This window comes from Muricoccus vinaceus, from assembly GCF_042433125.1.
Classification (GTDB): domain Bacteria; phylum Pseudomonadota; class Alphaproteobacteria; order Acetobacterales; family Acetobacteraceae; genus Roseomonas; species Roseomonas vinacea.
Map to the genome: position 1 here is coordinate 607,747 of NZ_JBHLVZ010000002.1, position 18,125 is coordinate 625,871.

The 18,125-nt window shown below is 73.0% G+C and carries 17 protein-coding genes; 10 read left to right on the top strand and 7 right to left on the bottom strand.

The window, feature by feature from the left end; translation table 11 throughout:
- Positions 1–168: 168 nt before the first annotated feature.
- Both ACFFIC_RS04635 and ACFFIC_RS04640 read left to right on the top strand, forming a co-directional pair.
- On the top strand, positions 169–687 hold the full coding sequence (locus ACFFIC_RS04635; RefSeq protein ID WP_377049276.1) for an adenine phosphoribosyltransferase: 519 nt from the start codon (positions 169–171) through the stop codon (positions 685–687).
- A 47-nt stretch (positions 688–734) separates the two neighbouring features.
- Complete coding sequence (locus ACFFIC_RS04640; protein WP_377048971.1) at positions 735–1,724, top strand: hypothetical protein; 990 nt, start codon at positions 735–737, stop codon at positions 1,722–1,724.
- A 53-nt stretch (positions 1,725–1,777) separates the two neighbouring features.
- On the opposite strand, the gene ACFFIC_RS04645 is transcribed toward ACFFIC_RS04640, so the two are convergent.
- The 7 genes from ACFFIC_RS04645 to flgE all read right to left on the bottom strand — a co-directional run bounded on the left by ACFFIC_RS04645 (position 1,778) and on the right by flgE (position 8,451).
- Positions 1,778–2,563, bottom strand: a complete 786-nt coding sequence (locus ACFFIC_RS04645) for a DUF1217 domain-containing protein (protein WP_377048972.1) — start codon at positions 2,561–2,563, stop codon at positions 1,778–1,780.
- Between the two features lie 16 nt (positions 2,564–2,579).
- The gene (locus ACFFIC_RS04650) at positions 2,580–2,936 is read right to left on the bottom strand and encodes a flagellar biosynthesis regulator FlaF (protein WP_377048973.1); all 357 of its coding nucleotides are present in this window, start codon (positions 2,934–2,936) and stop codon (positions 2,580–2,582) included.
- Complete coding sequence (locus ACFFIC_RS04655; protein ID WP_377048974.1) at positions 2,933–3,370, bottom strand: flagellar biosynthesis repressor FlbT; 438 nt, start codon at positions 3,368–3,370, stop codon at positions 2,933–2,935. The genes ACFFIC_RS04650 and ACFFIC_RS04655 overlap by 4 nt, the downstream gene beginning before the upstream one ends.
- Positions 3,371–3,510: 140 nt before the next feature.
- Positions 3,511–4,335 (bottom strand): flagellin, encoded by an 825-nt coding sequence (locus ACFFIC_RS04660; RefSeq protein WP_377048975.1) that lies wholly within the window; start codon positions 4,333–4,335, stop codon positions 3,511–3,513.
- Positions 4,336–4,455: 120 nt separating this feature from the next.
- Positions 4,456–5,532 (bottom strand): flagellin, encoded by a 1,077-nt coding sequence (locus tag ACFFIC_RS04665; protein ID WP_377048976.1) that lies wholly within the window; start codon positions 5,530–5,532, stop codon positions 4,456–4,458.
- A complete protein-coding gene (locus ACFFIC_RS04670) occupies positions 5,532–7,055 on the bottom strand; it encodes a flagellar hook-associated protein FlgK (protein WP_377048977.1) in 1,524 nt (507 codons plus the stop codon). Before ACFFIC_RS04670 ends, ACFFIC_RS04665 begins: the two co-directional genes overlap by 1 nt.
- A gap of 91 nt (positions 7,056–7,146) precedes the next feature.
- The gene (gene flgE / locus ACFFIC_RS04675; protein WP_377048978.1) at positions 7,147–8,451 is read right to left on the bottom strand and encodes a flagellar hook protein FlgE; all 1,305 of its coding nucleotides are present in this window, start codon (positions 8,449–8,451) and stop codon (positions 7,147–7,149) included.
- Positions 8,452–8,712: 261 nt separating this feature from the next.
- On the opposite strand from flgE, the gene fliK reads away from it, so the two are divergent.
- The 8 genes from fliK (at position 8,713) to flhA (ending at position 18,120) form a co-directional block, all read left to right on the top strand.
- Positions 8,713–10,212 carry a flagellar hook-length control protein FliK gene (gene fliK, locus ACFFIC_RS04680; RefSeq protein ID WP_377048979.1) on the top strand — a complete coding sequence of 500 codons (1,500 nt, stop codon included), beginning with the start codon at positions 8,713–8,715 and terminating at the stop codon, positions 10,210–10,212.
- A gap of 12 nt (positions 10,213–10,224) precedes the next feature.
- A complete protein-coding gene (locus ACFFIC_RS04685) occupies positions 10,225–10,890 on the top strand; it encodes a flagellar hook assembly protein FlgD (RefSeq protein WP_377048980.1) in 666 nt (221 codons plus the stop codon).
- Between the two features lie 197 nt (positions 10,891–11,087).
- Positions 11,088–12,743 (top strand): flagellar basal-body MS-ring/collar protein FliF, encoded by a 1,656-nt coding sequence (gene fliF, locus ACFFIC_RS04690; protein ID WP_377048981.1) that lies wholly within the window; start codon positions 11,088–11,090, stop codon positions 12,741–12,743.
- A gap of 2 nt (positions 12,744–12,745) precedes the next feature.
- On the top strand, positions 12,746–13,741 hold the full coding sequence (fliG, locus tag ACFFIC_RS04695; protein ID WP_377048982.1) for a flagellar motor switch protein FliG: 996 nt from the start codon (positions 12,746–12,748) through the stop codon (positions 13,739–13,741).
- 13 nt (positions 13,742–13,754) lie between these two features.
- Positions 13,755–14,375: a FliH/SctL family protein gene (locus tag ACFFIC_RS04700; RefSeq protein WP_377048983.1), complete on the top strand. Its 621-nt coding sequence runs from the start codon at positions 13,755–13,757 to the stop codon at positions 14,373–14,375.
- Positions 14,372–14,686: a flagellar motor switch protein FliN gene (gene fliN, locus ACFFIC_RS04705; protein ID WP_377048984.1), complete on the top strand. Its 315-nt coding sequence runs from the start codon at positions 14,372–14,374 to the stop codon at positions 14,684–14,686. The genes ACFFIC_RS04700 and fliN overlap by 4 nt, the downstream gene beginning before the upstream one ends.
- Positions 14,683–16,065 (top strand): sigma 54-interacting transcriptional regulator, encoded by a 1,383-nt coding sequence (locus tag ACFFIC_RS04710; RefSeq protein ID WP_377048985.1) that lies wholly within the window; start codon positions 14,683–14,685, stop codon positions 16,063–16,065. Before fliN ends, ACFFIC_RS04710 begins: the two co-directional genes overlap by 4 nt.
- A 9-nt stretch (positions 16,066–16,074) precedes the next feature.
- Complete coding sequence (gene flhA / locus ACFFIC_RS04715; protein ID WP_377048986.1) at positions 16,075–18,120, top strand: flagellar biosynthesis protein FlhA; 2,046 nt, start codon at positions 16,075–16,077, stop codon at positions 18,118–18,120.
- Positions 18,121–18,125 lie beyond the last annotated feature (5 nt).

Consider the following 18,125-nt stretch of genomic DNA (forward strand, 5'->3'; position numbering starts at 1 on the left):
GGGAGGCTCGTGCCGCATTCCGGGTCCGTAGGCTAGTCACTTCCGGTGGCGCAGACCCGCCTGCCGCGTTTGCCCGCCACCCTGGCCCGGCCTATGAGGCGGGCCCCGAACGGAGCCCGCGCGATGACCGACAGCCCCCATGACGCCCAGTCCGTGCAGGGCGCGGGCATGGACCTGAAGCACCACATCCGCGGCATCCCGGATTTCCCCAAGCCGGGCATCCTTTTCTACGACATCTCCACCCTGCTGCGGCACGGCCCGGCCTGGAAGGAGGCGATGCGCCGCCTGGCCGTCCTAGTGCGCCCGCACCGGCCGACGGTGCTGGCCGGAATCGAGAGCCGCGGCTTCCTGGTGGCGGCCCCCCTGGCGCTGGAGCTGGGCCTCGGCTTCGTGATGCTGCGCAAACGCGGCAAGCTACCCGGCGCCATCATCGGGCTGAACTACGCCCTGGAATACGGCACCGACCGGATCGAGATGCAGGCGGACGCGGTGCGTCCCGGCGACCGCGTGGTGGTGCTGGACGACCTTCTGGCCACCGGCGGCACGCTGGCCGCCTGCATCGCCCTGCTCCGTCAGGCCGGGGCCGAGGTGCCCGGGGCAGCGGCGCTGATCGAGCTGACCTTCCTCAAGGGGCGCGATCGGCTGGGCGGCACAGCCTTCGATTCCCTGATCGCCTATGACGACTGAGCGGGCCGCCACATTCCTGCCCCAAGGCAGCGGCAGCGTCTGAGGCGATGACCGCCTCGCCACCGGGCCCGCACCGCCCCGCCGCCGCCCATCCGGGCCGGCGGCCGCTGGCGCTCGGGATGCTGGGAAGCCTTGGCCTCGCCCTGGCCGGCGCGGCCGCAGCTCAAGGCCTGGAGGGCGCGACCATCCTCGCCCCAGGGCCGGAGGACGGCGGCAGCGCGCGCTGGGCCGCGCGGGCGGGTGCGGCCCTGGCGCGCGGAATCCAGCGGCCGGGGGCCATGCGCCTCAGCCTTCTCGGTGGTCCCGACGGGGTGACGGCGGCAAACCGCTTCGCGACCCTGGACGGTTCCGGCCCGAGCCTCCTCGCATTGCCCGGGCACACCTGCCACGCGCGCCTCGCCGGTGCCACCCGCGCCCGCTTCGAGCCGCGCGCCTGGATGCCCCTGCTGCTTTCCTGGCATGGCGCCGTGCTGGCCGGACGCGGCCCCGTGCCGGGACGCGGCGCCACGCCCCTGCGGGTCGCCATGCCCTCCCCCGATGCGCCGGAGGCGGCGGCGCTCGCGGCGCTGGACCTGCTGGGCGTGGCGGCGCAGGGCGTCATCGGCCAGCCGGAAGCCGCCTTCGCCTCGGGCGAGGCCGACGCCCTGATCGTGCTGGGCCCCGAACCCCTGCTGCGCGCGCAGGCGCTGGGGGCGGCTCCCTGGTACGGCTTTCCCGTTCCCGGGGAGGCGGAACCCGCGGAGGTGCCCTCCTTTCCGGCCACCTCGCCGGGGGCGCAGGCCATGGTGGCGGCCGTGGCGGCGATGCAGGTGCGGGCGGCGCTGGTCACGCCCGTGCTCACGGCCGCGGACAGCGTGGCGGCCTGGCGCCTGGCCGCCACGCGCTGGCAGGACGAGGAACGCGCCCTTCCCACAGAGGGGCTGCCGCTGGTTGGCGCCGCCGCAGCCGCTGCCTTTGCCCTGCTGCTTCCCGGCCCCGATGCGGTGCTGGATTACCGCCACTGGCTGGACCGCCGCCTGGGCTGGCGTCCCGCCTGAGCTTGGGCGGCCAGGGCTCAGCCGGTCAGCCCATCAAGCGGCACCGCCGCCCTTCAGGTGAGGAGCGAGAGCAGCGAGGTGGCGTTGCCGCCGGCTCCGCCGTTGGCCGCCATGATGTAGCGCTCCGCAAGCTTGGTGGCCTGCCTGGGGTCCGTGAGCTTGGAAAGATCGAGCCGGGATGTGACCGCGCGCGCCTGGGTGGTGACCTCCTGGATGGCCAGGGCATCGGGCAGGCCGAGCGCGCCCGTGACCACGCGGCGCAGCACGCTGTTCCCCAGCACCTCGTAGACGCCGAGAGCCTTTCCCGTCGCCATGCGGTTCCGGAAGTAGAGCGCGTCGGAAATGCCGCCCGCTTCGGTGTCCTTGGAAAGGCGCCATTGATAGGCGGTGTAGCTGCTGGCCAGCTTGTTCTGCACCGCCGGGTCGCGCAGCGCGTCCATCCCGCGCGCGGCGAGGTTGAGGGTGGCGGCCGCCGACTTCCACCGCGTATCCGACAGCCTCGAGGCCACCGAGCCCGCGTCCGCGGGATCGGAGGCCAGCGCGCGGGCGGCGAGCCCCGGCATGTCCACCGCATCCGGCAGGCCCAGCGCCGGCAGCAGCACGGTCAGCACCCTCGGGTCGCGCAGCGCGGCCTGCACGTCCTTGGCGCGGGAGACGCCCTCGGTGAAGCGCGCGATGGCGAGCTTCACCGAGGAATCCTTGGCCATCTGGCCGACGCCCTTGGTTTCCGCATCCGCCCTGGAGGCGCGGCGGAGCGCGAGAACCGCGGTGGCACCATCCACCGAGGCGGAGGATGAGGTGCCTGCGCCGAGCAGCGCGAGGGCGATCGAGCCCGACATGCCCCCTCCCCGCTGCTCAGGCCTGCCCGGCCAGCCCGGCCGCGATGTTCTCGTTCACCTCGATCAGGAAGGCGAGGTCGGGCTTCTCCGCTTCCATCTCACGCAGCACGGTCCGGCCGACGGAAACGATGGAGGCGCGGAGCGGCGCCGGAAGCCCGTTGGTGGGGTCCACCAGCACGCCCTCCACCGCCAGCCAGAGCCGGCGGTTGTCGGCCAGGGCACGGATGGCCCGAAGGCCCATCTCCGCCCCCTCCCCCTGCGCGGCGCGAAGCGCGCCGGTCACGCGCCGGAACACGTCCGCCTCCTGCGAACGGACGGGCATGCCCGCGCGCGCGGCACCATACGCGCGCGTGGGGTTCGGACGGGGCATCATGCGGTGATCTCCTCCGGGGCGGGGCGGGAGTTGGGGGGTGGAGCGATGCCGAGCACCGCTTCCTCGTGCCGCATCACGCGGCGGGCCAGCTTAAGGGCGGTGTAGCAATCGTCCTCCTCCGCCGCCGAGAGCGCGCGGTCGAGCATAGCGCCGGCCAGGGCGGAGGTGGTGGCCGCCTGGAACTCCGCGATCAGCGCGCGCGCGGATTCCAGGCCGCGCTCCCGCTCGTCCTCCGTGCCGATATAGGCGGTCTGGAGGGCGAAGTAGATGCGCCGCGCCGGCGTGACCGCGGCCTCGGGCGGGAGGATCTGCTTGCCGAACAGGAAGCGGGCCTTCGCCGTCAGCTCGATGCGCGTGCGGTTGCGGAAGCGGATGGGGGCGCCGTTGACGACCATCAGGTCGCCCTGGCGCAATTCAAGAACCAACGTGGACACGGTCTTCGCGTTCCTTCGTGGCAGGCGGTGGGCGGCATGGGGGGAAGTGCCAGCCACCGCCGCCGGGGGCGTATCGCCGCCCGGCGCGATGGAGGGGAAACGGAGCGTGGCGCCGCGGATCTTTCACGACGCCGCGCCGTTCAGCGGAACAGGCTCAGCAGGCTCTGCGGCGCCTGATTGGCGATGCTGAGCGCCTGGGTGCCGAGCTGCTGCCGGATCTGAAGCGCCTGGAGCTTGGCACTTTCCTTCGCGAGGTCGGCGTCCACCAGGGCACCGACGCCCGTGTCCAGCGCGTCCATCTTCTCCTTGTTGTAGGAAACCTGCGAGTCCAGGTAGTTGCTGTTGCCGCCGAAGGTGTTCAGCGCCGTGTTGATCGCCCCCATCTTCGTGGTGAAGTCGCCGGTGAGGGCGGTGGCCGCCGCCGCCGCATCCGTGGGCACGGTCGCGATGGTCAGGTTCGCGGAGTCCACCGCCGTGAGCGTGTAGGTGGTGCCCTTCTCGTTGCGCACCGTCGCGATGTTGCCGCCGCCCGAGGCGGTGGCGGTGCTGAGAAGCGTGCGCCCGTTGTAGGTGGCGTCCGCAAGGAAGTTGGTGACCTGGTCCTTCAGCGAGTTGTACTGCGCCGTGTACTGCGTGCGCTGGTCGGAGGAGAGGGTTCCGTCGGCGAGCTTCACCAGCACGCCGCGGATGCTGCTCATGGTTTCGGAGACCTTGGTGAGGCCCGCCATCGTGGTGTCGAGCACGCCCTTCACGCCGCCCATCTGCTCGTTGGCGGAGGTCAGGCCGGCGATGTCGGCGCGCACCGACTGCGCGACCGCGAAGGCCGCTCCGTCATCCTTGGCATCCGCCACGCGGTAGCCGGTGGAGATGCGCTTCTGGGTCACCGCCAGGGCATCGTTGGTGCGGTTGAGGGACTGGAGCGCCACCTGGGCGCCCATGTTCGTGTTGACCGAGTTCAGGGCCATGTTATGCCCCTTTCCTATCCGAGGGGGGCCCTTGTCCGGCCTCCTTTCGTTGCGTTCCGCATTTTGCGGTAGGCGGTCATCCTGGCCCCGGCGCGGTTAACGCGCGTTGAATCTCCGGCCTCAGCGCAGGAAATCCACGAGCGACAGGCCCGAAAGCATGGAAAGCGCCTTCCAGGAGGCCTGAAGACGCGTCTGCGTGTCCTGCATCGCCGTCAGTGTCGCCGCCAGGTCCACCTCCTCCACGTCGGAAAGCTGCGATCCGAGCGCGAGGGCGACCTCCGCGTGCCGGGTCCGCGCGGCTTCCAGACGCGCTTCCGAGATGCCGAGCGCACCCGATTCCTCGCCCAGCGCGGTCATCGCGGATTTCAGCCCGGCTTTGACGCTGCCGAGCACCGCGTCGAAGTCGGTGCCGGCGTTGGTCTGCCCGGGGGAAAGGTTGGCCAGCGTCATCAGACCGCGCAGCAGGTCGCGCGACCAGCTTCCGGTCTCGCTGGCCGCAGCGGAGGCCGCCGCGTTGCGGTTGGCGAAGAGGCCCGTGGGCACGATCCGCCCATCCTCGGCCAGGGTGCCCTGGCGCGGCTCGCTCAGCCCGCGGGCGGGGTCGAGCAGGTAGTTCGAGAAGGGCGTGTCGCCCGCCACGTTGCTGCTGGCCGCGAACAGCGTGGCCGAGAGCACGGCCGAGCCGTTCCCCGGCGCGAGCGAGCCCAGGGCGGCGGCGATCCCGGTCGCCATGGGCGTGGTCATGATCCCGTCCGGGTCCGGGATGGGCGGGTTGGCGGCGTCGGCGCCGGAGAAGACGTATTCGCTGCCCTGCCGCGTGTTCAGCAGCGACGCCACTTCCGCGATCGCCTGCCGGGCGTTGCTGGCCAGGGCGCCGATGCGCGAGGTGTCGGCGCGGCTGACCTTGCCCGCTTCTTCCAGAAAGGTTTCGGCGACGGAGGAGAGGCGCTTGAGCGCGTCCTGCGCGACGGCGGTGCGGCCAAGGGCGCGGTCGATGGCCTGGGCGTGCGCCTCTCCGCGCGCGATGCCGCCGCGCAGGCTGATGGCGCGCGCGGCCTGCCCGGCGATGTCGCCGTAGAAGGCGCCGCGCTTGCCGTCCACCGACTGGGCAGAAAGGGTGGTGAGCTGCGACTTCAGCGTGGAGGACTGCGCGACCAGCCGCGCGAGCGTCCCGGACCCGATCCCCGCGATCGCCATCAGCGGACGGCCTGCAGCAAGGTGTCGTACATGGCCTGCACCACCGACACGATGCGGGCATTGGCGGCATAGGCGGTCTGCAGGGTCACCATGGAGGCGAGTTCCTTATCCATGTCCACGCCCGAGCGCGCGGCGAAGCGACTTTCCAGCGCGCCCAGCAGGTCGCTCGCGCTTTTCCCCGCTGCTTCCGCCTCCGCCCGCAGGCCGGTCTGGGAGGCGACGACCTGGCCCGCCTGTTCCGCCAGCGTCAGGCCGGGGCGGAGGCGCGAGGACAGGCTGCCATCAGGCCCGAGGCCGGTGGTGGCGAAGGCCGGCTGGGCGCTGCCCGGCGCGACCTCGCTGCCCAGGCTTTGCCTGAGCACGCGGTCGATCAGCGTGGTGAACTGCGCGGGGCCACCGGCTGGGTTGGGGGCGAAGGCGGTGGCCCCGCCCGCGCCGGCCGCGACCGCGTGGGTGCCGTCCCGCACCAGGGCCGGGTTGGCCGCGACGGCCGCGGAAAGCCGGATGGAGCCGGCGAAGCCGATCCAGGCGCCGCCGGCATAGGGGATGGTGGGGTCGGGCACCGCGCCGGCGCTGTCGGTGAAGAGCCGGAGCCCCTGGGCGTTGAAGCGCGAGGCGAGGTTGGCGGCGGAGACGTCCAGCTCGGCCTGCGCCAGCGGCAGCTCGGCGTCGCGGAGCTTCGCGTAGGCGCCGAGCGTGCCCTCGCCCAGGCGCGCGGTCACGTCCGTGCCGCCCAGCATCACCCCGGGCAGCGTGCCCGAGGGGCCGTGGAAGGATGGCGTGCCGACCGCCGCGGCGGCGATGGAGAAGGGGCCGGTCGCGGCGCGCAGCGGAAGGCCGAGCCCGCCGGAGGAGATCAGCAGCACCCCGCCATCCGGCTGCGCCACCGTGCGCACCTGCATCACGGAGGAAATGGTGGCGATCGCCTGGTCGCGGCGATCCTCCAGCTCGGCCGTGCTCAGGCCCCGGGCGCGGAGCGGGAGGATCTGGTCGGTCAGCGCGGACACCTCGCGCAGCGCGCCGTTCAGCCTGTCCACGTCGGCCGCCATGCCGTCCTGCGCGGACTGCCGGGCGGCGAGGATGGCGCCCGAGACGGCGTTGTAGCGCGCGGACAGGTCCGAGGCGGCATCGGCCGCGCGTGCCTGCAGCAGGCGATCGGCCGGGGCGGCGCGGAGCGCGGTGAAGGCATCGCCCAGCGCCGCCGTGAGATCGCCGATGGAAGCGCCGGCGGCGCCGTGCGCCACCTCCACGCCCTGCAGCAGGGTGGCACGGGCGGCGGCGGCATCGGCTTTCGCGCGGGCTGCGTTGAGCTGGTCCAGCATGGCGGCGTCCACCGCGCGCGTCGCCTCCAGGCTGTGCACGCCCGCCGACACGCCGCCGGAGACGTTGGCCTGCCCCTGGATCTCCTTGCGGGTGTAGCCGGGCGTCGCGGCGTTCGCGACGTTGGAAGCGGCGAGCGCGAGCTGCCGGTTGACGTGCGACAGGCCGCTGCGCGCGATGGACAGGGCGAGGTCGAGGCTCATCGGCTCCTCTCCCGGCGCCCCGCGAGGGCTGCGCCGCGATGGTTGGGCGCTGCCGCCGGGATGGCGCCGCGCCGGGGTTCAGGGAGCGCCCTCAGCGGCGCATGTTCAGCGTGTCCTGCAGCAGCTCGTCGGAAACGGTGACGATCTTGGTGTTCGCGGAATAGGCGCGCTGGGCCAGGATCAGCTTCGAGAATTCCGAGGCGAGATCCACGTTGGAGCTTTCCAGGGAGGAGGTGACGATCTTGCCGCTGCCGTTGGACGAGGCGTCGTTCACCCGCGCCTCGCCGCTGTCGTTGGTGCGCAGGTAGGCCTGGCCGTCCGTCTTCTGCAGCCTGTCGGGATCGGCGAAGGAGACGATGGGCACCCGGCCGATCGTGCGGGACTGCCCGTTGTCGTAGTTCACCGTGAGGTCTCCGCTGTCGGAGAGCGAGACCGTGGAAAAGCTGCCCAGCGGCACGCCGTCCTGGGAGATGTCGCGCAGCGTGTATTCCTGCCCGGAATACTGCGTCAGCCCCGCCGCCTCGCCGTAGTTGCCCAGGTTCAGCTTAACGACCTGGTTGCCCTGGCCGAAGTCGGCGGTGAACGTCACCGAGGCGGGATCACCTTCCACCGCGGCGGTTGAGGTCAGGTTGATGCCGTTGGCGAAGGAGCCGACCGTGCCCGCCGGCGTGGAGGCGCTTGCGGCCGCGCCGAAGTTCACCTCGATGGAGCGCGTGGCGATGGCGGGCGTGGTGGTGTCGTCCGGCACGGTCATGTTCAGCCGCCACCTGTTCACGCCGATGTTGGTCCAGGTCATGTCGGCCGTGTGCAGGCGGCCGAGGCTGTCATAGACCTGGATCTGCGCGGGCACCGGCACGGTGGTGGAATCCGCGGGCAGGTTGGCCGAAAGGTTCACGTTGTTGGTGGGCACCGGGTTGTAGACCGACTGGTCCACCCGAAGCGGGCTGACGCTGGAGCGGTCGGGATTGCCCTGGGAGTCGGTGGTCCACCCCTGCAGGTAATAGCCCTGCCCGTTCACCAGGTAGCCGTTGCGGTCCATGTTGAAGTCGCCGGCGCGGGTGTAGAAGTCGCGCGCGTCGAAGACGGGCTGGCCGTCCTCCGTGCCGCGCGGCAGCGCCACGGCGAACATCCCCTGCCCCGCGATCGCCATGCCCAAAGGGTTGTCCGAGGGCGCGACCGTGCCTTGCACGGTCAGCGTGTAATCCGGCCGGGCGATCACCGATCCCGGCTGGTTCACCTGCTGATTGGACCGCGTGACATAGGAGACGAAGTTGGTGTCGGTTCGCTTGAAGCCGGTGGTCTGGCTGTTGGCGACGTTGTCCGCGACGTTGCCCAGAGCGCGCGACTGGGCGGTCAGGCCGCTGATGGCCGTGTTCATCGAGGCATAGAGCGACATGCGGGCTCCCTGTTCTTTGGGCTGGGTGCTCTGGGCTGGAAGGACCTGGCGGGCGGCAGCCCCAGCCTCCGGATGCGGGGCATGGCGCAACCGTTGTGCCAGCCCCTGGGCGCCCTCCGGCGGCCTGCACTGCCGCCATCCGGCAAAGCCTGCCGCCCGGCGGGTCGGGAACTGCCGCACTGCGCGGCCCTGCGGCTGGCAGGCGGCTTGCGGAAGGTGGCCCGGGCCTTCCCGAGCAGGGCCCGGGAAGCGGAGCCGAGCATGGACGCGCTGGACAGCCTGCCGACAAACGGACCCGCACGCGGCGGGGCAGCGCCCGCTCCGCCGGGGGCCGCCGGGGGCCCGGGTGCCGGCGGCGGGTTCGCGCAAGCCCTCCAGGCATTGATCGGCGAGCCACCGGCCTCGCCCACGGGGCCGCCGGCACTCGCGGCTGCCGTGCAGGCACTGGCCGGGGGAGCCGGGGATCCGGGCCAGGACGCCATCGCCGCCGGCACCGCACAAGCCGCATCCGCCCTGGCGCGGGCCTTGGCCGCTCCCGCGGGCAGCGCGACGGCACCGCCCGCAGCGGTGATCCTGCCGGAGGCGGCCCCGGGAGGCGCCGCATTTGAGGCGGAGGATGCGGCCGGCGCGACGGCAGTGGCGGCAGGCACCGGCGCGCTGGCGCCGCAGGCGACCCCGGTCCCCCTCTCTTCCGCCGACGAGCCCGCCAGCGCCGCACCCGGGGACGGGGAGGAAGCGGCGGAAACGCCGGCTGCCGGCGAATCCCCGGCAGCGCCACCATCCGGCTCCGCTGCCCCGGATCCCGCCCCCGTCCTCCCAGTGGCGGTGCCGATGGCCTCCTGGCAGCCCGCGGCGGGACAGGGCCCGGTGATGCCAGCGGCGCAGGCACCTGCCGGGGAAGCAGCGGCCTCGGCCACTGATGGCCGTGCGGCCCCCGGCGCCCTCCCCCCGCCCTCCAGCGCGGCAGCGGCAGGCAGGGCTGGTCTGCCCGCTCCACCAGCCCAGGCGCCGTCGCCGGCCAGGGGCGGCGCCGGAGCCCTGGTCCAGGAAGCAACCGCCGGCGACGCCCCGGGGGCGAAGGGGCCGGTTTCCCCCGCATGGCCGGAGCCGTCCGGCGTGCCGGCCGAGGCGGGGGATGGCGTGAAAGCGGGCGGGGCCGCCCAGGCCTCCGCCCAGCTCCCGGACGCGGCGGCAGCCCCGGTCCAGCAGGTTCCCGTCCCGCCGCCCTCCGCCTGGCTTCCCCAGGCGCCACCACCGGCGCCGGGTTCCGCCCCCGCCTCGCCGGACCCACCCGCCGCTCCGCGCCTGGCCCCGCGCCCGGCGCCGGCCGACCAGGTGGCCCCCGTCGCCATCGCGCTGTCGCTCGGCGGCGCCGATGGCCGGATCAGCCTGAGCCTCGATCCCGTGGAACTGGGCCGGGTGGAGGTGACGGTGGAGCGCATCGGCGAGGCCGCGCGGGTGCAGGTGGCGGCGGAGCGGCCGGAAACCCTGGCCCTGCTGGCGCGGGAGGGCGCCTCACTGGAACGCGCCCTGGGCGTCGCGGGCGTCGGCGGGGACCAGGGGCGGAGCATCAGCTTCTCCCTTCTCGGGGCCGATGCGGGAAGCGGCGGGGCGGGCCAGGGTGGAACGTCGGATGGCCGCCCGGGCAGCCAGGATGGCGGGCGCCGGAACGGCGGCTGGCGCGCCCCGGGCAGCGGCCGGCCGGATGATCCGCCCACCCAGCGCCGCGCCCTGCTCGGCCTGCTCGACATCGCGATCTAGGAGACGCTCCCCATGGCCATCGCAGCGGCCTCATCGGCCACCGGCACCGCCAGCTCGGCCGCCGCCAGCTCGGGCACGCAGCTGGCGGGCAGCTTCAACAATTTCCTCACCCTGCTGACGACCCAGTTGAAGAACCAGTCACCCACGGACCCGCTGGACACGAACCAGATGACCAACCAGCTCGTGCAGTTCGCCTCGGTCGAGCAGCAGATCGCCATGAACAAGAACCTGGAGCAGATGGTCTCGCTCCAGCAGGCGGCGCAGCTGACGGCGGCGGCGCCGCTGATGGGGCAGCGGGTGGAGGTGGAGGGGGATGCGCTGCCGCTGCAGGGCGGCGCGGCCACGGTGCGCTTGCCTCCGGCCGGCACGGCGCGCACCGCCCGCGTGGCGGTGCTGGACAGCGCCGGGCGCACGCTGCGGGAGGCGCAGGTGTCGCTGGGCCAGGCCGCCCAGGACTGGCGCTGGGATGGCCGCGACTCCAACGGCAGGCAGTTGGCGGACGGGCCCTACAAGGTGGCCGTGACCGGCGCCGATGCATCCGGCGGCGCGGCCAGCGCCGGCTTCACGGTGGTCGGCACCGCCACCGCGGCGGAGCGGGTGAACGGCGTGCTGAAGCTGCGCATGGGGGGCGCCTCCTACACCTTCGACAAGGTGCGTTCCCTGACGGCATCGAACTGAGGCGGGAGGGCGTAACCCCTTCTTAACCGCCACCCGGCAAACCTTGCCGGGCCGGCAGAAGGCCGGATCAAGGGGAACGCTTCATGCGACGCTCTCGGCGAGGCCGCGCGGACGGGGAAAGGGCCGTTGCGGAACCGGCCACCCGCCGCCACGCCCTCTCCCCGCCAAGCTCCGCGACCGGGCCGGGGGCGCGCTGAATGGCGGGCTTCCTGGAACAGCTCCGCGCCCTGGGTCCGGCCCGGCTCGCGGCGATGGGCGGCACGGCCCTGGCGGTGCTCGGGCTGCTCGCCTGGTTCGGCATGCGCGCCGGGCAGCCGGGCATGGCGCTGCTGTATTCCGACCTCGACCCCCGCGATGCCGGCGCCGTGGTCGCGACGCTGGACCGCCAGAAGGTGGCCTATCGCCTGGGCGCGGGCGGCACGAGCATCCTGGTGCCCGAGGAGATGGTGCCCCGCCTGCGCCTTTCCCTCGCGCGCGAGGGGCTGCCGGCCGGCGGCAGCGTGGGCTGGGAGATCTTCGACCGCGGCGAAAGCCTGACCACCACCCCCTTCCAGCAGGACGTGAACCGGCTGCGCGCCATGGAGGGCGAGCTGGCCCGCACGATCCGCGGCCTCTCCGGCGTGCGGGCGGCGCGGGTTCACCTGGTGCTGCCACGGAGGGAGGCCTTCACGCGCCAGCAATCGGAGGCGCAGGCCAGCGTGGTGCTGACCATGCAGGGCGTGCAGCGCCTGGACCGGGACGGGGTGCAGGCGGTGCTGCACCTGGTGGCCACCGCCGTACCCGGCCTGCAGCCGCGCAACGTGTCCATCGTGGACAGCCGTGGCGAGCTTCTGGCCCGCGGCGGCCAGGCACTGACCGGCCCCGCCGCCGCCGCCACGCAGGAGGAGATGCGGCGTGCCGAGGGCATGCGCATCGGCCGCGCGCTGGAGGAGATGCTGGAGCGCAGCCTGGGCGCCGGCCGCGTGCGGGCGGAAGCCACGGTCGACATGGACTTCGACCGCGTCCAGACCACGGAGGAGCGCTTCGACCCCGAGAACCAGGTGCCGCGCTCCGTGCAGAACAGCCAGGAGCAGTCGCGCGGGGCGGAGGGCGGCAACGTGTCCGTCGCAAACCAGCTGCCGGGCGCCGAGGCCGGCGGTGGCAGCGGCGGCTCCTCCGAGAGCAAGTCGGAGGAAACCACGAACTACGAGATCGGCAAGACCGTGCGCAGCACCGTGCGCGAGCATCCGGTGGTGCGCCGCCTGTCCGTGGCCGTGATGGTGGACGGCGTGTGGGAGGGAACGCCCCCTGCCTACCGCGAGCGGAACGCGGAGGAGCTGGCGCGGATCACCGCCCTGGTGCGCAGCGCCGCCGGCTTCGACGAGCGGCGCGGCGACAAGGTGGAGGTGGTTTCCATGCGCTTCGCCACCCCCGAGGGCGGCGACAGCCCCGCCGACCCCGGGGTGCTGGGCCTGGGCATCGGTCCGGCCACCGTGGCACGGCTCGTGGAGTCGGCGCTCTACGCCGTGGTCGCGCTGCTGGCGATCCTGCTGGTGGTTCGCCCCATGTCACGGCGCCTGACGGCGACGCTGGTGCCCCAGCCCGCCCTGGCCGTAGCCGCGCCGGATGGCACCCCGCTCGCCGGGACGGCGCTGCCCGGCGCGGCAGCGGCCCCGGCGCTCGGCGGCCCGGCGGCAGCGGGTGCCCTCGCCGGGCCCGCGGGCGCGACGGAGGACGACGAGATGGTGAGCCTGAACCGCGTGCAAGGCCAGCTCCGCGCCTCCTCCGTCGCGCGCGTCAACGCCCTGATGGAAACCAATCCCGACGAAGGGCTCAGCGTGATCCGAAGCTGGCTGGCTCCCGAGGAAGCTTGAGAATGGCACAAGTGCTCACCGGCCCGCAGAAGGCCGCGGTTCTTCTGCTCACCCTGGCGGAGGAGCATGCGGAGAAGCTCTTCGCCCGCCTGCACGAGGACGAGATCAAGGATGTCTCCGTCGCCATGGCGACGCTGGGCGCTGTGGAGGCCTCGGTGGTGGAGGCCCTTTGCAAGGAGTTCTGCGACGGCCTGGGCGCCACGGGCAAGCTGATCGGCTCCTACGAGACCACCGAGCGCATGCTTCTCAAGACCCTGCCGAAGGACCGGGTCCAGCAGATCATGGAGGAGATCCGCGGGCCGGCCGGGCGCACCATGTGGGACAAGCTTGGCAACGTCTCGGAGGCGGTGCTCGCGAACTACCTCAAGAACGAATACCCGCAGACGGTCGCGGTGGTGCTTTCAAAGGTGAAGCCCGACCACGCGGCGCGCGTGCTGGCGCTGCTGCCCGAGGGCTTCGCCATGGAGGTGGTGATGCGGATGCTGCGCATGGAGACCGTGCAGAAGGAGGCGCTGGAGGGCGTCGAGCGCACGCTGAAGATGGAGTTCATGAGCAACCTGGCCCGTGCCAGCCGCCAGGACAGCCACGAGGTGATGGCCGAGATCTTCAACAACCTTGACCGTGCCGCCGAAGGGCGGATCATGAACGCGCTGGAGGAGCGCAACCGCGAGAGCGCAGAGCGCATCCGGGCGCTGATGTTCACCTTCGACGACCTGGCCCGCCTGGACGGCCCGGGCGTGCAGCTTCTGCTGCGCAGCGTGGAGAAGGAGAAGCTGGCCCTGGCGCTGAAGGGCGCGAGCGAGCCGCTGAAGGACCTGTTCTACCGCAACCTGTCCGAGCGCGCGGCGAAGATGCTGAAGGACGACGTGGCGTCGCTCGGCGCCGTGCGCCTGCGCGACGTGGACGACGCGCAGGCGGCCATGGTCGCCGCCGCCAAGGACCTGGCCGCTTCCGGCCAGATCCAGCTTGAGGACGGGCAGGAGGCGATGATCTCGTGAAGGGCGCACGGCCATGAGCGGGCTCCGCACCCTCTTCCTTCCGAGCTTCGACGCGCCCGTCGTGCCCGCGCCGGAAGCACCCCTGCCGCCCTCGCTGGAGGAACAGCTTGAGGCCGCCCGCCGGGAGGGACACGCCGCCGGCCTGCGGGATGGAGAGGCCCGTGGCCGGGCAGCGGAGCAGGCCGCGCGCGACGCGCTGCGGGACGAGACCATCCGCGTCGCCCTTCTGCAGCTCGAGGACGCGCGCGCCGCGGCGCGGGAAGCGGTGGACGAGGGCGTGGGCGCCCTGGCCGCCACGCTGGCCGCCATGGTGGATGCCGCTCTTCCCGGCGCCGCCGCGCGCGAGGCCGGGGCGCTGCTCGAGCCGCTGGTCAGGGCGCTCGGCCCCCTGGAACAGGCACCCGCCGGCGCAGTGCTGCGCGTGCCCCCCGCCCTTCTGGACCATGCCCGCGCGCGCTTCGCGGGGCTGGGCCTGCCGATCGAGCCCGACGAAGGCCTCCCGGAGGGCGATGCGCGCATCGCCTGGCGCCATGGCGGCATCGACCTCGATCTGTCGCGCCGGCGCGCGGCGATCCGCGAGATCCTGGCAGCGCTGGGCCTCGCCCCCGACGACCCATCAGGAGACGACGCATGAGCAACGACTTCGAGCCCGTCAGCGCCAATGAAACCGGGGAGCCGCGCCTGCCCGGCGCCGTCCAGGGACTGGACGCCGTCTATGACATCCCCGTGCAGGTCAGCGCCGTGCTGGGGCGGGCCACGCTCCAGGTCAGCCAGCTTCTCAAGCTCGGCCGCGGCGCCGTGGTCGAGCTGGACCGCAAGCTGGGCGAGGCGGTGGACATCTACGTCAACAGCCGCCTGGTCGCGCGCGGCGAGGTGGTGATGGTGGAGGATAACCGGCTGGGCGTGACCATGACCGAGATCGTCAAGGCGGACCGCGCGGGATGACCCGCCTTCTCATCATCGGCAGCCTGGAGGCCGAGCTGGGCCAGGCGGCGCGCATCGCGGCCTCGCGGGGCGCGCGGCTGCGCCAGGCGGACGGCGTGACCTCCGGCATCGCCATGGCGCGGGCGGAGGGCTTCGACCTCATCCTCTGCGACGTGATGCACGACGTCGCCTGGATCGTCTCCGCGCTCGCCGCCGAGCGCATCGCCTGCCCGGTGATCGCCTGCGGCCGCAATGCCGATGCGGCCGCCGCCGTGCGCGCCATCCAGGCGGGCGCGAAGGAATTCCTGCCGCTGCCCCCCGACGCCGACCTGATCGCGGCCATGCTGCAGGCCGCCGTGGGAGAGCCCGACGCGCCCGTGCATCGCGACCCCGCCATGGCCGCCGTGCTCAAGCGCGCCGAGGGGGTGGCGCGCGCCGAGGCGAGCGTGCTGATCACCGGGGAAAGCGGCACGGGCAAGGAGGTGCTGGCGCGCTACATCCACGGGCACTCCCGCCGCGCGAACGGCCCCTTCGTGGCGCTGAACTGCGCGGCGCTTCCCGAGGCGCTGCTGGAAAGCGAACTGTTCGGCCACGAGAAGGGCGCCTTCTCGGGCGCCGTCGCGGCGCGGCGCGGCAAGTTCGAGCAGGCCGACGGCGGCACGCTGCTGCTGGACGAGATCGGCGAAATGGACCCGCGGCTGCAGGCCAAGATCCTGCGTGCCCTGCAGGAGCGCGAGATCGACCGGCTGGGCGGCGCGGGCCCGGTGAGGGTGGACGTCCGCATCCTGGCCGCGACCAACCGCGACCTCGCGGCCGAGGTGGCGGCGGGCCGCTTCCGCGAGGACCTGTTCTTTCGCCTGAACGTGGTGGCGCTGCGCGTGCCCGCCCTGCGCGACCGCCCGGAGGACATCCTGCCCATCGCCGAGCACTTCGCCCGCCGCTACGCCGAGGCCAACGGCCTGCCCAACCGGCCCTTCGCCCCCGCCGCCCGCGCCGCGCTGCTGTCCCACCCGTGGTCGGGCAACGTGCGGGAGCTGGAGAACACCGTCCACCGCGCCGTTCTGCTCGCCGAGGGCGACGAGATCGGGGCGGAGGCGGTGGAGCTGCACGTGCCCCTGCCCCGCGCGCCGCAATCCGCGGCCCAGCCCGCCGGGCCGCAGCCCTCCCGCCCGGTGGGCGTCGCGGCCCTGGTCGGGCGGCGCATGGAGGAGGTGGAGCGCGACCTGATCATCGAGACGCTGACGCATTGCCTGGGCAACCGCACGCGGGCGGCGGAGATCCTCGGCATCTCCATCCGCACGCTGCGCAACAAGCTGCACGAGTACCGCGCGGCCGGCGCCCCGGTTCCGGTCGCGCCCGGGCAGATGCCGGTGGCCCCCTTCCCCTATGCGCTGGGCTGAACCATGACCATGCCGGCCTGGCTCCGCACGGCCGGGGGCTCCACCGACGTCGCGCTCGCCCTCGGCGTGGGCATGCTCATCGTGGTGCTGGTGGTGCCGCTGCCGGTGCCGCTGCTCGACATGGGGCTGGCGCTCTCGGTCACGCTCTCGGTGCTGGTGCTGATGACGGCGCTGTTCCTGCGCCGTCCGCTGGACTTCACCTCCTTTCCCACCATCCTGCTGCTGACCACGCTGCTGCGCCTCGCGCTCAACGTCGCCACCACGCGCACCATCCTGACGCACGGGCACGAGGGGCCGTCCGCCGCCGGGCACGTGGTCTCGGCCTTCGGCGGCTTCCTGATGGGGGGCGACGTGCTGGTGGGGCTGATCGTCTTCGCCATCCTGCTGGTGGTGAACTTCATGGTGGTCACCAAGGGCTCCGGCCGCATCGCGGAGGTGGCGGCGCGCTTCAGCCTGGATGCCATGCCCGGCAAGCAGATGGCGATCGACGCCGACCTGTCCTCCGGCCTGATCGACGACAAGGTGGCCCGCCTGCGCCGCGCGGAGCTCGAAGCCGAGAGCGGCTTTTACGGATCCATGGACGGTGCCGCGAAGTTCGTGCGGGGCGATGCCATCGCGGGGCTGATCGTCACCTTCATCAACCTGCTCGGGGGCGTCGCCATCGGTGCGGGCCGGCACGGGCTTCCCTTCCTGGATGCCATCTCCACCTTCGCCTCCCTCACCGTGGGCGACGGGCTGGTTTCGCAGATCCCGGCGCTGCTGACCTCCGTCGCCGCCGGCATCGTGGTGACCAAGGGCAACACCGAGGGCACGGCCGACAAGGCGATGGTGCAGCAGCTCGGCCTGGCCAAGCCGCTCTGGATCGCCTCGGGCGCGGCGGTGATGATGGGCATGCTGCCGGGAATGCCGCTGGTTCCCTTCCTGATGCTGGCGGGCGGCTTCGGCGCCGGCGCCTGGAACCGCAACAAGGCCGACGGCGCCGCCCAGGCCGAGGCCATCGCCCCGCCCGTCGGCGCCCCGGAGCCACCGATCGCGGAAACGCTGCGGATCGACCTTCTGCGGGTCGAACTCGGCTACGGTCTGCTCTCCCTCGCCGCCGGGGAGGGCCCGCGGCTGACCGACCAGATCCGCAACCTCCGCAAGACGGTCGCGCAGGAGATGGGTTTCGTGCTGCCCAGCGTGCGCCTGCAGGACAACCTGCATCTCCGCCCGCACGAGTACGTCGTGCGGGTGAAAGAGATCGAGGCCGGGCGAGGGGAACTCCGCATCCCCATGCAGCTCGCGATCGACCCCTCCGGCAACCGGCCGGACATGCCGGGCGAGCCCTGCGAGGAGCCCACCTTCGGCCTGCCCGCCCTCTGGATCGAGGAGCAGCGCCGCGAGGAGGCCCTGGCCCGTGGCTGCACGGTGGTGGACGGCGCCGGAGTGCTCGCCACCCACCTGACGGAGATCGTGCGCGAGAACATGCCGGAGCTGCTGAGCCACGCCGAGGCGCAGAAGCTGCTGGACGACCTGCCGGCCGAGAACGCCAAGCTGCTGGCCGACCTGATCCCGGCCCAGATCACCACGGGCGGCGTGCAGCGCGTGCTGCAGGCGCTGCTGGCCGAGCGCGTCTCCATACGCGACCTGCCCACCATCCTGGAGGGCATCCAGGAGGCCATGGCGGCCGGCGCGCGCGGCGTGCCCTCCCTGGTCGCCGTGGTGCGGGCGCGGCTCGCGCGGCAGCTCTCGGACGCGGCGCGGGGCCCCGCGGGCTACGTGCCGCTGATCTCGCTCTCGGCCGAATGGGAACAGGCCTTCGCCGAGGCGCTGATCGGGCCCGGGGAGGAACGCCAGCTCGCCATGGCGCCCTCCCGCCTGCACGACTTCATGACCCGCCTGCGCGACGCCTTCGATGCCGCGACGGCACAGGGCGACCAGCCCGTGCTGGTGTGCAGCCCCGGGGTGCGCGCGCATGTGCGCGCCATCGTGGAGCGCTTCCGGCCCTCCACCGCCGTGCTCGCGCAAACCGAGATCCATCCGCGCGCGCGCATCCGCACCGTGGGCGCGGTCTGACCTTC

Coding starts and splice junctions, on each gene's coding strand:
- ACFFIC_RS04635 (WP_377049276.1), top strand. CDS start 169: ATGGACCTGAAGCACCACATCCGCGGCATCCCGGATTTCCCCAAGCCG.
- ACFFIC_RS04640 (WP_377048971.1), top strand. CDS start 735: ATGACCGCCTCGCCACCGGGCCCGCACCGCCCCGCCGCCGCCCATCCG.
- ACFFIC_RS04645 (WP_377048972.1), bottom strand. CDS start 2,563: ATGTCGGGCTCGATCGCCCTCGCGCTGCTCGGCGCAGGCACCTCATCC.
- ACFFIC_RS04650 (WP_377048973.1), bottom strand. CDS start 2,936: ATGATGCCCCGTCCGAACCCCACGCGCGCGTATGGTGCCGCGCGCGCG.
- ACFFIC_RS04660 (WP_377048975.1), bottom strand. CDS start 4,335: ATGGCCCTGAACTCGGTCAACACGAACATGGGCGCCCAGGTGGCGCTC.
- ACFFIC_RS04665 (WP_377048976.1), bottom strand. CDS start 5,532: ATGGCGATCGCGGGGATCGGGTCCGGGACGCTCGCGCGGCTGGTCGCG.
- ACFFIC_RS04670 (WP_377048977.1), bottom strand. CDS start 7,055: ATGAGCCTCGACCTCGCCCTGTCCATCGCGCGCAGCGGCCTGTCGCAC.
- flgE (WP_377048978.1), bottom strand. CDS start 8,451: ATGTCGCTCTATGCCTCGATGAACACGGCCATCAGCGGCCTGACCGCC.
- fliK (WP_377048979.1), top strand. CDS start 8,713: ATGGACGCGCTGGACAGCCTGCCGACAAACGGACCCGCACGCGGCGGG.
- ACFFIC_RS04685 (WP_377048980.1), top strand. CDS start 10,225: ATGGCCATCGCAGCGGCCTCATCGGCCACCGGCACCGCCAGCTCGGCC.
- fliF (WP_377048981.1), top strand. CDS start 11,088: ATGGCGGGCTTCCTGGAACAGCTCCGCGCCCTGGGTCCGGCCCGGCTC.
- fliG (WP_377048982.1), top strand. CDS start 12,746: ATGGCACAAGTGCTCACCGGCCCGCAGAAGGCCGCGGTTCTTCTGCTC.
- ACFFIC_RS04700 (WP_377048983.1), top strand. CDS start 13,755: ATGAGCGGGCTCCGCACCCTCTTCCTTCCGAGCTTCGACGCGCCCGTC.
- fliN (WP_377048984.1), top strand. CDS start 14,372: ATGAGCAACGACTTCGAGCCCGTCAGCGCCAATGAAACCGGGGAGCCG.
- ACFFIC_RS04710 (WP_377048985.1), top strand. CDS start 14,683: ATGACCCGCCTTCTCATCATCGGCAGCCTGGAGGCCGAGCTGGGCCAG.
- flhA (WP_377048986.1), top strand. CDS start 16,075: ATGCCGGCCTGGCTCCGCACGGCCGGGGGCTCCACCGACGTCGCGCTC.